At 65.3% G+C, this 16,092-nt stretch carries 12 protein-coding genes and 2 pseudogenes; 10 read left to right on the top strand and 4 right to left on the bottom strand.

Annotation, left to right across the window (positions count from 1 at the left end; translation table 11 throughout):
• From R3F42_09755 to R3F42_09745, 3 genes are all read right to left on the bottom strand, one after another.
• Positions 1 to 205, bottom strand: a 205-nt coding sequence (locus R3F42_09755; protein ID MEZ5542317.1) for a proton-translocating transhydrogenase family protein, incomplete at its 3' end; no start/stop codon positions are given.
• Positions 202 to 1,335: a Re/Si-specific NAD(P)(+) transhydrogenase subunit alpha gene (locus R3F42_09750; protein ID MEZ5542316.1), complete on the bottom strand. Its 1,134-nt coding sequence runs from the start codon at positions 1,333 to 1,335 to the stop codon at positions 202 to 204. The genes R3F42_09750 and R3F42_09755, both read right to left, overlap by 4 nt.
• Positions 1,336 to 1,713: 378 nt before the next feature.
• Complete coding sequence (locus R3F42_09745) at positions 1,714 to 3,639, bottom strand: NAD(P)-binding protein (protein MEZ5542315.1); 1,926 nt, start codon at positions 3,637 to 3,639, stop codon at positions 1,714 to 1,716.
• 205 nt (positions 3,640 to 3,844) lie between these two features.
• On the opposite strand from R3F42_09745, the pseudogene R3F42_09740 reads away from it, so the two are divergent.
• The 8 genes and pseudogenes from R3F42_09740 (at position 3,845) to R3F42_09705 (ending at position 13,496) form a co-directional block, all read left to right on the top strand.
• Positions 3,845 to 4,443 (top strand): annotated as a pseudogene (locus tag R3F42_09740) (HNH endonuclease).
• Between the two features lie 5 nt (positions 4,444 to 4,448).
• Positions 4,449 to 4,832: pseudogene (locus tag R3F42_09735) on the top strand (hypothetical protein).
• Positions 4,833 to 5,040: 208 nt separating this feature from the next.
• On the top strand, positions 5,041 to 5,343 hold the full coding sequence (locus R3F42_09730) for a hypothetical protein (protein MEZ5542314.1): 303 nt from the start codon (positions 5,041 to 5,043) through the stop codon (positions 5,341 to 5,343).
• Positions 5,344 to 5,550: 207 nt separating this feature from the next.
• Positions 5,551 to 6,429: a fructosamine kinase family protein gene (locus R3F42_09725; protein ID MEZ5542313.1), complete on the top strand. Its 879-nt coding sequence runs from the start codon at positions 5,551 to 5,553 to the stop codon at positions 6,427 to 6,429.
• A gap of 140 nt (positions 6,430 to 6,569) precedes the next feature.
• Positions 6,570 to 8,147, top strand: a complete 1,578-nt coding sequence (locus tag R3F42_09720) for a GNAT family N-acetyltransferase (protein MEZ5542312.1) — start codon at positions 6,570 to 6,572, stop codon at positions 8,145 to 8,147.
• Positions 8,148 to 8,169: 22 nt separating this feature from the next.
• Positions 8,170 to 8,943 carry a DUF2007 domain-containing protein gene (locus tag R3F42_09715; GenBank protein MEZ5542311.1) on the top strand — a complete coding sequence of 258 codons (774 nt, stop codon included), beginning with the start codon at positions 8,170 to 8,172 and terminating at the stop codon, positions 8,941 to 8,943.
• A 259-nt stretch (positions 8,944 to 9,202) separates the two neighbouring features.
• Positions 9,203 to 12,187 carry a PEP/pyruvate-binding domain-containing protein gene (locus tag R3F42_09710; protein MEZ5542310.1) on the top strand — a complete coding sequence of 995 codons (2,985 nt, stop codon included), beginning with the start codon at positions 9,203 to 9,205 and terminating at the stop codon, positions 12,185 to 12,187.
• A gap of 28 nt (positions 12,188 to 12,215) precedes the next feature.
• Positions 12,216 to 13,496 carry a serine hydrolase gene (locus tag R3F42_09705; protein MEZ5542309.1) on the top strand — a complete coding sequence of 427 codons (1,281 nt, stop codon included), beginning with the start codon at positions 12,216 to 12,218 and terminating at the stop codon, positions 13,494 to 13,496.
• Here the strand turns inward: R3F42_09705 and R3F42_09700 are convergent.
• On the bottom strand, positions 13,438 to 14,355 hold the full coding sequence (locus tag R3F42_09700; protein MEZ5542308.1) for a serine hydrolase: 918 nt from the start codon (positions 14,353 to 14,355) through the stop codon (positions 13,438 to 13,440). The genes R3F42_09705 and R3F42_09700 overlap by 59 nt on opposite strands.
• 105 nt (positions 14,356 to 14,460) lie before the next feature.
• Between R3F42_09700 and R3F42_09695 the strand changes: the two genes are divergently transcribed.
• Complete coding sequence (locus R3F42_09695; protein ID MEZ5542307.1) at positions 14,461 to 15,684, top strand: Npt1/Npt2 family nucleotide transporter; 1,224 nt, start codon at positions 14,461 to 14,463, stop codon at positions 15,682 to 15,684.
• A gap of 68 nt (positions 15,685 to 15,752) precedes the next feature.
• A complete protein-coding gene (locus R3F42_09690; protein ID MEZ5542306.1) occupies positions 15,753 to 16,070 on the top strand; it encodes a sel1 repeat family protein in 318 nt (105 codons plus the stop codon).
• Positions 16,071 to 16,092 lie beyond the last annotated feature (22 nt).

Below are 16,092 nucleotides of genomic sequence, written 5' to 3'. Positions count from 1 at the left end.
TCACGCCGAGAAAGCCGATGACCTGCTCGAGCGGGGTGTGGGCGTGTCCCATGGCGACCATGGCGCCGACCAGCACGATGCCGTGCACGAAGTTGGAGCCGGACATGAGCGGGGTGTGCAGGATGACCGGGACCCGGCTGATGATCTCGTAGCCGGTGAAGGCCGCGAGCATGAAGATGTAGAGTGCAGTCATTCCGGCGATCATGCCTGGCCTCCTTCGACCCGCTGCCGGGTGAGTTCGTGCTGGATCTTCCCGTCGCGGGTCAGCACGCTGGCCGCGACGATCTCGTCTTCCCAATCAGGCTTGATCTCCCCGTCGTGGACAATCAGCGACAGGAAGTTGTAGAGGTTCTTGGCGTACATTTCGCTGGCATGGACCGGCATCATCGCGGGCACATTGAGCGGGCCGTAGATCATGACCAGCTCATGACCGAAGGATTCGCCCGGAATGGTCAGTTCGCAGTTGCCGCCGCTGTAGGCGGCCAGGTCGATGATCACCGCGCCGGGCTTCATCTGCTCGACCATCGCGGTGGTGATGATCTTCGGCGCCGGCCGGCCGGGTACGCCGGCGGTCGAGATGATGGCATCGGCCTGCGCGACGTGCTCGGCCAGGATCTCCATCTCCTGCGCCTTTTCTTCCGCGGTGAGTTCGCGGGCGTAGCCGCCTGCGCCGACCGCGCTGACCTTCACGTCGACGAACTTGGCGCCGAGCGATTCGACCTGCTCGCGCGTTTCCGGGCGCACGTCGTAGGCCTCGACCATGGCGCCGAGCCGCTTGGCCGTGGCGATCGCCTGCAGGCCGGCCACGCCGACGCCGATGATCAGCACCTTGGCCGGCCGGATGGTGCCGGCGGCAGTGGTCAGCATGGGGAAGAAGCGCGCGGTGCGGTTCGCCGCCATCAGCGCGGCCTTGTAACCGCCGATCGAGGCCTGCGAGGACAGCGCGTCCATGTTCTGGGCGCGCGAGATGCGCGGGACCAGTTCCATCGCAAAGCCGGTGATGTTGCGGTCGCGCAGGGCGCGGATGCGGTCGTCGTACTCGTGCGGATGCAGGAATCCGATAACCATGGCGCCCTCGCGCAGCAGGGCCACGTCCTCCGGCACCAGCGGATCGACCGTCAGGACGATGTCGGCAGAGCCGAGCAGGGCGGCCCGGTCGTGGACGATCTCCACCGCGGTGTAGTCATGGTCGCGGTAATACGCCGCGCTGCCGGCACCGGCCTGCAGACTGATCTGCACGCCCTGCTTGGCGAGCTGTTCGGCGACGGAGGGGACGAGCGCGACGCGGCGCTCACCGGGAGTGATTTCGTGGGGCACGGCAATACGTATCGGCATAGCGATCTCCGATGCGACTTGTCGTGCCTACGGCCCGGGGCAAGTACAGGTTGTCAGGTTGTTCAGGTCCTGCCCGGGCGGTCGCGCTCAGGCGTCGTCCTGGCAGGATTTGGGAATATTAACCCAATTATGGCGCAAAGAAAAGTGCGTTGCTTCACAATTTTTCGCACCGGTTTGCGCGGGCAGACTGCAGTAATATCAAGTGATTACTTACACCGGGCGCGCGGATGAGTGTATCGACGCCGGGCGCAATTACTTTAAGACCCCATCCCGTCCGGGCGGGAAACCCTGGGTCCGCGGACGCGGGCGTGCGCGGCAACAGTGGGGCCGGATACCGCGCTCCGGGAAAATTGTATCCGGCCCTTTGCCATGCCCGGGTCAGGCGCCCATGCCCATGTTGATGTAGCCCGTCGGGCAGACCTCGGCGCAGATGTGGCAGCCGATGCAGCGGCTGTAGTCGGTGTAGACGTAGCGGCCCATGGTGGCGTGCTCCCTGGGGGTGCGCTGGACGGCATCCTGCGGGCAGTAGATCACGCAGTTGTCGCATTCGAAGCACATGCCGCAGCTCATGCAGCGTTCCGCTTCGGCCTGCGCCTGCGGCTCCTCGAGGCCGCGGAAGCGTTCCTCGAAGTGGCCGAGCACCTCGTCGGCACCGACCCCGGTCTCGACCCGCTGGTGGCGCGGGGTGTAGGGGAAGTGTCCGAGATAGAGCATCTCGTGCGAGATGATCTCGCTTTGCGAGCGGTCCTCGTAGTTGTGCACGGCAAAGGCCGCGTTGTCCGTACCCCACTCCTGGGTGTGCGGGTATTCCGCCGGCGCCATACTGGTTTCGCGCAGCTTCTCCAGCAGGTTGAAGTGATGCACATCAACCTTGGGGCGGCGGCCGCTTTCGGCGTGGCGCAGGTAGCGGTCGATGCTGTCCGCCGTCACGGCGGCCTGGCCGATGGCGGTGGTCAGCAGGTGCGGACGAACGATATCGCCGCAGGCAAAGTAGCCGGGCTTGTCCGGCAACTGGAAAAAGGCGTCGGCATCGATCAGGCCGCGGCCATTGTCGAACCGTTCCAGTCCGCTCATGTCGCCGGACTGGCCCACGGCCGGTACGACCAGGTCGCACTCGATGTCAAATTCCGAGCCTTCCTGCTCGACCATCTTGCCGCTGCTCCAGTCGACCTCGATCACGCGCAGTGCCGTGGCGCGCCCGTCCGGGCCGAGCACGAGTGCCTTGGGTGCCAGGTTGCCGCGCAGTTCGATACCTTCCTTTTTCGCCGTGATGCGTTCGTGTTCGGCCGCCGGCATGCTCTCGAGCGGACGGCGGTAGATCAGCAGGACCTCGGAACCCTCGCGGCTGGCGGTGGCGGCGACGTCGTGCGCGGTATGGTTGCGGATCACGGCCTCCGGACGGTCGTTCTCGTGCGGGGTCTTGATATGGCCGAGGCGGCGCGCCACCGAGACGACGTCCATGGCGGTGTCGCCACCACCGATGACCACCACCTTTTTCGCGGTGTGCTGCATGCGGCCTTCGTTGAACGCGGCCAGGAAGGCCACGCCGCTCACGCAGTTGGGCGCCTCGCCGCCTGGGATGTCGAGGGTGCGGCCCTGCTGGGCGCCGATGGCCAGCAGGATGGCGTCGTACTCTGCCTCCAGTGCCTCGAAACTGATGTCGCGGCCGATGCGGGTATTCATGCGCGTTGCCACGCCCATGTCGAGGATGCGCCGGATCTCGCCGTCCATCACATCGCGCGGCATGCGGTAGCCCGGTATGCCGTAGCGGGTCATGCCACCCAGCTCGGCGCGTTCGTCGAAGATGGTGGCGCCGTGCCCGAGCCGGCGCAACTGGTAGGCGGCCGCCAGCCCGGCCACGCCGCCGCCGACGATGGCGACCTTTTTGCCGGATTCCCGGGCCGGGCGCGCAAAGGTCAGCTGCGCGGCCAGGGCGTGGTCGCCGATGAACTGCTCGACCGAGTTGATGCCGACGAAGTCCTCCACCTCGTTGCGGTTGCAGCCTTCCTGGCAGGGTGCCGGACAGACCCGGCCCATGATGGCCGGGAAGGGGTTGGCATCCGTGGAGCGGCGGAAGGCGTATTCCTGCCAGGGCACGCCGGCCGGCGGTTTTTCGATGCCGCGCACGATCTGCAGCCAGCCGCGGATATCCTCGCCGGAGGGGCAGCTGCCCTGGCAGGGCGGGGTGCGGTGAACGTAGGTGGGGCACTTGTAGGACGTATCCTCGTTGAAGATGTCCTCGCTCCAGCGCTTCCAGGTATGGTCGTCGTCGTTGAAACGGCGGAAGGTCAGCTTCTCGGCCATGGTGGTGATCTGCCCCCGTAGTGATTATTCGCGGGCAGTCATATTACTGGAACGGCCAGTGCAGTAAAACCGATCCCGGGTGGCATGCGCCCCAGTCTGGTGCGGTTAGATTGAACATGCTAGGCTTCCGGCCAGTCAAAAAAATACCAGTCCAAGGGTTTGCAGGCGCCGGGGGGTATTGCCGGACTGTCTGCGGGGTAGTGGCATGGTTGATTTCTCGCATCAGGTGCTGCGCACCGATGTCTCCGGGATGCCGCTGGAGTGGATCGGCTACCGGACGCGGTGCGGCTCTATCACCTCGAACAGGTGGCCTACACCTGCGGTACCCTGCTGTACCGGGTAAGGGGCGGTATTTCGGCCCGCACCGGCAGGCAGAGCGTCATCGAGGTCAATTCCATCATTGCCACCCACGGCCGCAACCGCGAGCTGCTCAAGCTGCGCGCGGCCTACGTGCCTCCGCTCAACAATCCGGCGCTGTTCCGGCGCGATTCCAGCCTGTGCCTGTACTGCGGCGAGGCCTTCCCCGAGCGCGACCTGTCGCGCGATCACGTGACGCCGGTCATCCAGGGCGGCCAGGATACCTGGACCAACGTGGTCACGGCCTGCCGGCGCTGCAACAACCACAAGGCCGGGCGCACGCCCGAGCAGGCCGGCCTGCAGTTGCTGGCCGTGCCGTTCACGCCGACCCACGCCGAGTACATCTACCTGCAGGGGCGGCGCGTGCTGGCCGACCAGATGGAGTTCCTGCGCGCGCACTTTCCGCGCAGCAGTCCGCTGCACGAGCGTCTGGCACGCAACGGCTGAGCGCGGTGACCGGCGAGCGGCGCTGCGTCTACCTGGTCGACGCCAGTATCTACGTCTTTCGCGCCTACCATTCACTGCCCGTCACGCTGGCCAATGCGGCCGGCGAACCGATCAACGCACTGCACGGCTTCGCCGGTTTCCTCGGCGGTGTGCTCGAGCAGGCAACACCGCAGCACCTGGCGGTGGTGTTCGATGAATCGCTCACCACCTCGTTCCGCAACGAGATCTATCCGCCCTACAAGGCCAACCGCGAGTCGCCGCCCGCGGAGCTGAAACAGCAGTTCGGCTACTGCCGCACGCTGGTGGAGGCGCTCGGTATCGCGGCGTACTCCAGCGCCCGTTTCGAGGCCGACGACCTGATCGCCACGCTGGCAATGCGACTGCGTCCGCGCGGCTTCGCCGCGGTCATCCTGAGTGCAGACAAGGATCTCGCCCAGGTGCTCGCGCCGGGGGATGTGCTCTGGGATTACGCGCGCGATCGCCGGCATCCTCACGCTGCCGTGCGCGACTGGCTGGGGGTGGATGCGGAACAGGTCGCGGACTGGCTGGCCCTGACCGGCGATGCGGTGGACAACATCCCCGGCGTGCCGGGGATCGGTGCAGACCGCCGCCGCGCTGCTCGATGCGTTCGGTACGCTGGATGCGCTCTTCGACAACCTGGGACGTGTCGCGGCACTGCCGCTGCGTGGTGCCGCGCGGGTGCAGCGCCTGCTGGAGGAACACCGCGACACGGCGCTGCTGGCGCGCGCGCTGACCGGTGTCGCCATCGACCCCGGGCTCAGGGCCGGCGTGGGCGACGTCGCACGGCGCCGGGTGGATGCGGAATCCGTCACGGCGGCTTGCGCGGCGCTCGGCCTCGGCCGCACGACCGCGGCACGGCTGGTGCGGACGCTGGGATGACGCTGTCGCGCAAAGAGGCAAAGGCGCCAGGAAATCGAATCATACCCCCGGCAGGAAGCGCAGCAGGAGTTGCCGCAGTCTCCGGCCATGTGACGAGCGGCATGAGTGACCGCCACCTGTAGGAGCGGACCGCATCCGCGAGTCTTGCGCGCGCCAGGTATTTCGGTATGATTCTTACTCCGGATGATTTCAGCTGGGTAGTGATAGATGTCGCTTTGGGAGAACATCGCGCGGGACATCGCCGCGGCGACCGGCGTCGAGGCGCGGCTCGAGCAGCAGGGCGCCATCGGCGGCGGCTGCATCAACGCGGCGAGCCGGATCCGCTACGGCACGACCGATTATTTCGTGAAGCTCAACAGTGCGCGCCAGGCGCACATGTTCGCCGCCGAGGCGGCGGGTCTGGCGGCGCTGCGCCAGTGCCGGGCGCTGCGGATCCCGGAGCCGGTCTGCCACGGCAGCGATACGCGCTCGGCCTGGCTGGTGCTGGAATACCTGCCGCTGGGCGGGCGCGGCGACGCGCGGGCGCTGGGCGCGGGCCTGGCCGCCATGCATCGCATCACCCACGACCGTTACGGCTGGGAACGCGACAATACCATCGGATCGACGCCCCAGCGCAATATGCCCGGCGACGACTGGGTCGCGTTCTGGCGTGAACAGCGTCTGCGTTTCCAGCTCGAGCTGGCGGCACAGCACGGGCATGGCGGCCGGCTGCAGGCGCGGGGCGAGTTGCTGCTGGCGCGCTTCCACGCACTGTTCGACGGCTATACGCCGGTGGCGTCGCTGCTGCATGGCGACCTCTGGGGCGGCAATCATGCCTACACGCAGGCCGGCGAACCGGCGATCTTCGATCCGGCGGTTTATTACGGCGACCGCGAGACCGATATCGCGATGACCGAACTGTTCGGCGGTTTCGGCGGCGCGTTCTACACCGCCTATGAGGCAGCCTGGCCGCTGGATGCTGGCTATGCCGAGCGCAAGACGCTGTACAACCTCTACCACATACTCAATCATCTCAACCTGTTCGGTGGCGGCTATCGCGGCCAGGCAGAGGGCATGATCGACCAACTGCTGGCCGTATTGCACTAGCACCTATCTCAAGATTCTCGGCGATCGCGACCGCACGGAACCATGAGATGGCTGCTGGCGGCGCCGGGTGCAGACCGCGCTTGTAAAGCCCGAACCGGTTCACTAACGTATGAAAACCGCTTCCACAGGACCGTGTCACCATGAGCAAGCAAGACAACCCGCTCGCCAATCCGAAACTGCAGCTCGCGGTGCGCAATGCCCGGCGTGAGGACATACCGCAGATCGCCGCGTTGACCGCGCGCGTATACCGCGACACCGGCATGTACGGCCATTCCGAACCGATGCTGACCGGCCAGCTAAACCATTTCCCTACCGGCCAGTTCGTGGTCTCCGCGGGTGAACGGATCGTGGGGTACTGCGCAACACTGCGGGTACGCGAGCAGGACTGCATGAAGCCGCACACCTGGGGCGAGATCACCGGCAACGGCTATGCCTCAACGCACGATCCGCACGGCGAATGGCTCTACGGCATGGAGGTGTGTGTCGATCCGGACTTCCGTGGCTACCGTATCGGGCAGCGCCTGTACAACGCCCGCAAGCGGCTGGCGCAGGACCTCGGTCTCAGGGGTATCGTGTTCGCGGGCCGGTTGCCCACGCTGGCGCAGCGCATCAAGCGCTTCGGTTCGGTCGAAGGCTATGTGGACGCGGTCCGCAACAAGAAACTGCGCGACCCGGTGCTGTCCTTCCAGTTGCGCAACGGCTTCGAGGTCATCGGCATCATCCCGCACTACCTGGACGCGGACCGGCAGTCGCTGGGTTACGGCATACACATGGTGTGGCGCAATCCCAAGGTGCCGGTGCAGGAAACGGCCGCGCCGGAAAAGCGCTATGGCGAACGACTGCCCGACAGTATCCGGGTCGGCGCGGTGCAGTACAAGCAGCGGCGCGTGCAGTCGTTCGAGGAGTTCATTGATATCGTGCGCTACTTCGTCGACGTGGTCGCCGACTACAGGGGCGACTTCGTCGTGTTTCCCGAGATGTTCACGCTCCAGCTGCTGTCCATGGAATCGCAGAAGCTCACGCCGGTGCAGGCCATCGAGGCGCTGACCCGGTATACACCGCAATATACCGAGGCCATGCGCGATCTCGCGCTGCGCTACAATATCAACATCATCGGCGGTTCGCATCCGACGCACATGCCCAACGGTCGCGTGGAAAACATCGCCTACGTGTTCCTGCGTGACGGCGCCGTCTACCGCCAGGCCAAGATCCACCCCACACCGAACGAGTCATGGTGGTGGAACATCGAGGGCGGCAGCGAGCTGGACGTGATTCAGACCGATTGCGGACCGATCGGGGTGCTGATCTGCTACGACGCGGAATTTCCGGAGCTTGCGCGCCACCTCACCGACCAGGGCGCGCAGATCCTGTTCGTGCCGTTCTGTACCGACGAGCGCCAGAGCTACCTGCGCGTGCGCTATTGCTGTCAGGCGCGCGCGGTGGAAAACCAGGTGTACGTCGTGATGGCCGGCAACTGCGGCAATCTTCCCAATGTGGAGAACATGGATATCCAGTATGCTCAGAGCTGCATACTTACGCCCTGCGACCTGCCGTTTGCGCGCGACGGCGTCGCGGCCGATACCACGCCGAACACGGAAATGGTAGCGATCGCCGATCTGCGACCGGCGACACTGCTCGATGCCCGCAACAGCGGCACGGTAAAAAACCTGCGTGACCGCCGCCACGACCTTTACCATGTGTTCTGGAAGGGCGAGTGAATGCCGGCGAACCGGAACAGTGATGGCAGGCATGCAAAGCGTCTATGAGGCGCCGACCGCGCTCGATGCGTACATGGTGCTGAACCTGCTCGAACAGCAGGGGATCGGCGGGAGAGTGGACGGCGAATACCTGCCGGGCGCGGTGGGGGAGCTGCAGGCGCTCAATCTGGTGCGGGTCATGGTGGACGATGCGGATGCGGTGCGCGCGCGGCAGGTCATCGCGGCATGGGAAGCCACGCAGGTAACGGGCGAAACGGTGCCCGCACGCAAGTCGTCAGCCGGTCTGACGGGATTTCTCCTGGGCTGCATTGCCGGCGGCGGCATGATGTTCTGGGCATACCATAGCCCGGTGACCGAGGGCGGCGTCGATACCGACGGCGACGGGGTGCTGGACGTGCGCCGGTTCTACCGGGACAACAGGTTGAGCCGGACGGAATCCGACCGCAATCTCGATGGCGCCGCCGATGCCATCAAGTACTACGACCGCCGTGGACTGGAGAAGGCGGCGGAGTACGATGACGATTTCGACGGCGTGTTCGAGGCGCGCTACAGCTACGTCGACGGCGAGTTGGCCGCCGGCGAGGCGGATCTCGACCAGGACGGACATGTCGATCACCGCTCCATCTACCGCTACGGCAGACTCGCGGAACTCGTCATCAGCGGCGCGGGTGCCGACCGGCGCGGTGCCCGCCAGCTGTTTCATCGGGGCAAGCTGGTCGCCGCCGAATATGACGCGGATGGCGATGGCAACTATGATGTGAACCATGTCTACGACTACTTCGGCGAATTGCGGTGACCCGGCGCGTCTGCGGGCCAGAGCCGGAATTGTCTTGCCAATCATGAGGCTGGCCTGCAGAACGCGAGGCGGTCCCGGACGCTCGCGGGGTCTCGCCGTCCGCCGCGCAGGCGCGGTTTGCATGAGTGTGGCACAACCCGCTAAAGTGTTATTCGTACTGCAATAACCCGACCAGACCCGACCGCTCCAGCGACCGATAGCACCCGATTCCCCACGCGATACACCCACTGTCAGCAACCGCAGTGGCGCGAACCTGACCATGCCGAACATGCAGCTGCAATCACGCCCCCACTTACGTCCGCAGGCAGCGCTGTTCGCGCTGCTGCTGTCCCTGTTGGCGGCACCACTCGCGGGCGCTGAGCCAGTCCGGCTCGACCTGCAGCAGATGCGCGAATGGATCGACGGGATGAAGAACGCCGCGCGCGGACCGTTCGCGCGCATCCGCTGGTTCTGTCTGGATGGCACTATCCTGCCGCCAAAGGAAGGCGCTTGCAGTGAGCACGGTGGCGGGGTGCAGCACGGCGAATGGAATGCGCAAACGCACAACATACGCGAGCAGGGTTATCTCATCGCCAACCTGCTCACCGATCTCAACACCTTCAAGTTCATCGGTGCCTACCCGCAGCTCGACGAGCTGCGGCAGGTGTTGCTGGAACAGTTCCTGATACTCATCGACGACGGCTGGGTATTCCGCCAGGCGCGCTTTTACCGCGGTGCCCTGCAGGTCGAGGACGAGCGGGCGGCGGCGCGCCTGCTGCTGCTGGCCATGGTGCAGGATCCGGACTGGCAGGATCCGGCGCGATTCCTGCTGCTGCGCGAGGCCGCGCGCCTGTTGCCGGTGGGCGCGGAGCCGCCGGTTGCCGCCACCGTGCGCCAGCTGGCCATCGAGATCGCCGAGGCCGATCCCGGTTTCCAGTCGCTCCGCGTCAAGCTGCACGGCCTGCCGGATGCCAGCGACCCGCAGCGCGTGCGTGACTATGCGGCAGGGGACGGCCTGCCCGAGCTGGCGGCCAAGTACCGGCGCCTGGCCGCAGAACTGGATACGCTGTATGCACCGCGCACCGCCATGCTGCAGCTCGAGGCACTGCGGTCAGAAAAGGGCAGCAGGCCGATTGCGGCGACCCTGGATCATGTTATCTCCGAGCTGCAGCGCGCACCGGACCTGCAGGCACGGCTGGACCGTGCCGCCGCCGCCGCCCAGACACTGCGGCACATGATCTGGAACGGGGACAAGCTCAGTCCGCCCAACCAGCTGCGCCTGCTGCAGGCGAATATCGCCCTGGAACAGGAGGTCTATGCGGTTGCCAATCAGCTGATCGAACAGCAAGCCGCTGCCGACCGGCACACGCGCCTGAGCTGGCTGCGCAGCCTGTTGGGCGCCCTGTATGCCAGCGGACTGCTCTCCGAACGGGAATGGCAGGCGGCGGATGCGCGGCTCGAACCGCTGATCGCGGATGACCAGCAGGACATCGATGAATACCACGCTACGTTGCAGTATCTGATGCGCGTGCCGCAGTGGGCGCAGCGCGCCCTGGAATTCCAGTTCGGCCCGACCATCGAACACTGGCTGGATATCACGCCGCTGGCCGCGCATTTTGTGCCGGACCGGTTGCGCGGCAGTCCGCTGCTGGCCTATACCCGAATCGCTGACGTGCTGCTGCAGGATGCAGAGCAGCTGGCAGGGACGCGGCAGTACCTGTTCGAACGCCGGCTCAGCGGCGGCCTGCGTGCGCTCAATCCGGGTCTGCGCCGCGGGGCGCTGCTGGCCGCGCCGGGTCCGGGCGAGGATTTCCGGCGGGACGGCATCTACCTGTTGCCGTCGACCACGCCGGAACTGCCACCTATTGCCGGCATCCTCACCCGCGGCGAGGGCAGTTCGCTGTCACACGTGCAGCTGCTGGCGCGCAATCTCGGTATTCCCAACGTCGTGGTGGATGAGCGGGTGGTCGAGCAGCTCAAACCGCACATCGGCGCGCGCATCGTCCTTGCGGTCAGTCCGCAGGGGACGGTGCAGATCACCGCCGATGGGCCGCACTGGGACCGGATTTTCGGACGCGACGATCCCGATGCCGGCGTGGTGATACGGCCGGATCTGCAGAAGCTCGATCTTGCACGGACCCAGCCGCTGTCGCTGGAAGACATCCGCGCCAGCGATTCGGGCCGTATCGTCGGGCCCAAGGCCGCCAACCTCGGCGAGCTGCGCCATTACTATCCCGATGCCGTGAATCCCGGCGTGGTCATTCCGTTCGGGGTATTCCGTGCGCTGCTCGATCAGCCGCTGGAGGCGGGCGGTCCCCCGGTCTTCGAATGGCTGCGCGCGGAGTATGCGCGACTGCGCACGCTGCCGGAAGGCACGCAGCGCCAGGCTGCGACCGGCGCCGTCCTGGAGCGCCTGCGGCAATGGCTGGTGGATGCGGAGCCGGGGGCGGAGTTCCGCTCCGCGCTGCGCACGGCAATGGACAACGCGTTTGGCGATGCCGACCACGTCGGCGTGTTCGTGCGCAGCGATACCAACGTCGAGGACCTGCCAGGCTTCAGCGGCGCCGGCCTCAACCTCACCCTGCCCAACGTGGTCGGTTTCGATGCCGTCGTGCGCGCGATCCAGAAGGTATGGGCCTCGCCATTCACGGAGCGTGCCTACGCGTGGCGCCAGGCGCATATGGAACAACCGGAGCATGTGTATCCCGCCGTACTGCTGCTCAAGACCTTTGCCTCGGAGAAATCCGGTGTGCTCGTTACGGCGGACGTGGATAGCGGCGATCGCCAGTGGCTGTCGATCGCGGTCAATGAAGGCGTCGGCGGCGCGGTGGAAGGGCAGGCGGCCGAGGAACTGCGGGTCCGGCGCAGCACCGGCGCGGTGCGGCTCCTCGCGCAGGCTACGGCGCCGCTGCGCGCCGAACCGGTGCCCGCAGGCGGCATGCGCAAGGTGCCGGCCAGCGGCCGGGCACAGGTGCTGGAGGCGGGCGAGCTGATGCAGCTGCGGACACTCGCCGACGATATCGAGCGGCGCTTCCCGCTGCCCGCCATGCCAGGCGGGGCGGCACCACCGGCCGATATCGAGTTCGGCTTCCGGGACGGTCACCTTGCGCTGTTCCAGATCCGCCCGTTCGTGGAGAGCCAGCGTGCGCTGCGCAGCCAGTATCTGATCGACATCGACCGTAGCGGCACGCGCAGCAAGCAGGCCGTCGTCGATCTGCTGCAAGTGCCGACGCCGGCGCGCGATACTGCGGACGGGATGCCTTGAGCGGAGGTGACGGATGACAGGACGGCGTATGCATAATTGGGCGGGGCGCTGGCTGGTCGCGGCGCTGCTGGCCGCTGCTACGGGTGCGGTGCCGGCTTATCCCATCGACGGCTTCCCCGAGACTGGTATCGCCAGGCTCGAGGGCTACCGGCTCGCGCGGGAGGGCAAGGTGGCCGGTAACCGGTTGCAGCCGGGCGCGTTGCTGGACACTGCGCAGGTTCAGCTGCGTCTGCTGCAACACCAGAACTTCCGCTGGCCCGATCCGGATCCCGACCTGACCCGCAAGATCGTCGGCCTGCTTGGCAGCGAGGCGAAATATTACAGTGTCAGCGTGCTCGACCTCAGCGATCCGGATCACCCTGTCTACGCCGAACACAATGCGCAGGCACGACGCAATCCGGGCAGTGTCGGCAAGCTGATGGTGGCGCTGGCGGTGTTCCAGGCACTGGCCGATATCTACCCGGGAGATTTCGCGGCGCGCCAGCGCGTGCTGAGGGAGACCCAGGTCACTGCCGACGCCTTTATCCGCACCGACCATCACGACGTGCCGTTCTGGAAGCCGGAGCTCAACCGCATGCCGCGGCGGGAGTTGCGCGTCGGCGACACCGCGAATCTGTGGAGCTATCTGGACTGGATGCTGTCGGCGAGTTCCAATGCGGCCGCAAGCACGGTGATCAAGCAGCTGCTGCTGTTGCGCCACTTCGGGACCGCCTATCCGGTCTCGGCCGAGCAGGAAGAGGCATTCTGGCGCGACACCCCGCGCAAGGCGCAGAGCGAGCTGCTGCTGGAGAGCCTGCTGGAACCGGTAACGCGCAACGGTCTCGACGTCGAGAACCTGCGCCAGGGCAGTTTCTTCACCGCCGAAGGTAAGCGCCGCGTGCCGGGTACCAACAGCATCTGCACCACGCGCGAGCTGATGCACTACCTACTGCTGCTGGAGCAGGGGCAACTGGTCGATGCCTGGTCGAGCCTGCAGATCAAGCGGCTGCTTTACATGACCCAGCGCCGGATCCGCTATGCCTCGTCGCCGGCGCTGAACGAAGCGGCTCTGTACTTCAAGTCGGGATCGCTCTACCGCTGCAAGGCGGAGGAGGGCTTCGTGTGCAAGAAGTACATGGGCAATCGCGACAACCTGATGAACTCGGTGGTCATCGTCGAGGCGCCTGCGGGTGAGCCGCGGCTCTACTACATGGTCACGCTGACTTCAAACGTGCTGAAGAAGAATTCAGCGGTGGCGCATCAGACCTTCGCTACTCGTGTGCACCGGCTGTTGCAAGGCTTGCGGTCCGCAGCGGCTGGTGCAGAATGATGCCGTCGAGTTCGCAGATCAGATTCTTCAGCCAGTCGCCACCCTGCGGGCTTTCCGCCAGCGCGACGGCGATGTAGGTGCGACCGGCATGTTCCACGATGGCGCTGTCGGCATGCCAGTTGCGCCAGCTCCCCGACTTGCGATAGATCTGCGCATCCGGAAAGCTGCTCAGCAGCCCTTTCACGAATTTGTGATTGATGCCGGGTTCGCCCATGATGGTCTTCATCTCCCGCGACAGTTCCGGGGATACCAGGCGTCCGGTCTCCATCAGATAGTAGAAGCGCGCGACCTGGATGGCGGTGGCGCCGTGCGAAAGATGGTGCAGGGGATCGCGTTCATAGGCCACGCCCTGCGCGTATTCCTTGCCGACCCACAGGCCGCCGTTGTACTTGGTGTCGTAAAGACGATATTTCGGCGAGCGCAGAACCGTATTGATATACTTGCGCCCCACCTTCTGGATGAGGCTCGTGGCCGCGCTATTCGAGGAATAGCGGATCATGTCGGTCATGAGCTGACGGGTCTCATCGTCGAGCTGCATCTTGCCCTCATGAATACGCTCGCATGCCGCCAGCAGGATGGCGATCTTCGGCAGACTCGCGGCATACATCATTTCATCGCCGTTGACCTGGGCGAGCTGCGGGTGCTGGGGATCGGTCACATCGACGAGGGCAACGGCGAGATCGCCCTTGCGCACAGCAGCGTCAAGATTCAGTCTTTTGAGGCGCTTCTCGAGTTGGGTCTGCAGCGTCGCACTTTTGGCTTCGCGCAGGGTCGGATAGGTGAGTTGTGCTGAAAATGCTTGAACTGTAAAGATTAATCCCAGAGACAGCGCGACAGCTTTCAGTGTGCCCGACAGCATAGGCGTCCTCCCTATCACAAGCAAAACTGCTACATGGTAACCGATCACAAATTTAAAGCAATGCTCATGCCAGATTCTCGCACTAAGCATATCGGCCGTATTGTGATGTTGTTCACAAATTTCTTCCTAATTATTGCGGCCCTGTATCACCTCAAACCGGCCAGCCGCTCGCTGTTCATCACCGCGCTGGGCAGTGACAAGCTGCCCTACGTCTGGATCGCCACCGCGGTCGCACTGGGCCTGATCATCAGTCTCTATCACCGTCTCGTGGCGCGTCATGCGCGGATCCACGTGGTGCTCGGTACCTGTGCAGTGATCATCACCTGCCTGCTGCTGTTTTATCTGCAACTCAACCGGGGCGGATTCGTGCAGGCCTTCGCCTTCTATATCTTCGTCGACATGCTGAGCGTGATCCTGGTCGAGCAGTTCTGGAGCCTGACCAACACGATCTACGACACCCGTGCCGGCAAACGCTGGTATGGCCTGATCGCTACCGGCGGGCTGCTGGGTGGCGTGGCCGGTGGCGCCATGTCGAATCTGTTCATCGCCCGCATGCAGCTCGACACGACCGACCTGTTGCTGGTCGCTGCGGCGATCATCGGGGTGCTGGCGGCGCTGACCCTATTGATGGGGCGGTTCGGGTTGTATGCCGAGCATCCCGGTGTCCGCAACCACGGCGGGCTCGCGAGCGGCCACTGGCGTGACATCCTCAGGCACCGGTACCTGTTTCTGATCGCACTGATCCTGTTGCTGGCGCAGATGGTCGAGCCGCTGGTGGAGTTCCAGTTCATGAAAGTGGTGGAGGACAGCATCGCCGACCGCGAGGCGCGAACCGCTTACCTGGGCGGCTTCTTCAGTGTGCTCAGCACCGTCGCCATCGGCATCAACCTGCTGGTCACGCCGCTGGTGCATCGCTGGCTGGGAGCGCTCGGCGGCCTGTTCGCCCAACCGCTGGCTGTGCTGGCCGGCAGCTTCTGGTACATGACGCAGGCCACACTCCAGGCCGGCGCGTTTCTCAAGATCTCCGACCGCGGCCTGTCCTATTCCATCAACCGGGCCTCGAAGGAACTGCTGTACATACCGATCGAGCCGGTGCTCATCTTCCAGGCCAAGGCCTGGATCGACATGTTCGGCTATCGCCTGTTCAAGGTGTTGGGATCGGTGCTGATCCTGCTGCTGACACAGTGGCTGCCATGGCGCATCGGCGCCGGTGAGCTCGGCTGGCTGGTGGTGGCCGTGTGCCTGGTCTGGCTACTGACGCTGCTGCGTCTCGGGGCCGAGTACCGCCAGGTGCTGGCCCGGGTTTTGACCACGCGAACAGCTGCTTAGCAGCGTTCGCGCGCACGCGCCGTGCGGCGTAAAATGCATGGCAGGAAGTATCCTGGCTGATTGCAGACATGAGCGACAACAACTATCTGAAGGACCTTATCCTGCTGCGCAACGATCCGTCCAAGGTGCCGCCGGTGCTGGAGGCGGCAGAGCGTGGCGAGGTGGATGCGCAGTATGCGCTCGGCATGATCTATGCGGAAGGTCGCGGTGTACCCATCGACCTGGCGCGGGCCCACTACTGGCTGTCAAGGGCGGTGGAACAGGGCGACCGGGATGCGGAACTGCTGCGCAACATCGTCGGCAGCCAGATGACAGACGCGGAATACGAGGCTGCCGTGCGCCTGCGCAGCGGTGCCGCCCTGCGGCTGGTGAAATCGGACGATTGAGCCTGGCCGCGCCGGCCGCGGC

It is taken from the genome of Pseudomonadota bacterium, from assembly GCA_041395565.1.
Lineage (GTDB): Bacteria > Pseudomonadota > Gammaproteobacteria > UBA9214 > UBA9214 > UBA9214.
The sequence above is the reverse complement of the archived record's forward strand: the minus strand, read 5'-3'. Positions and strand labels throughout refer to the sequence as shown.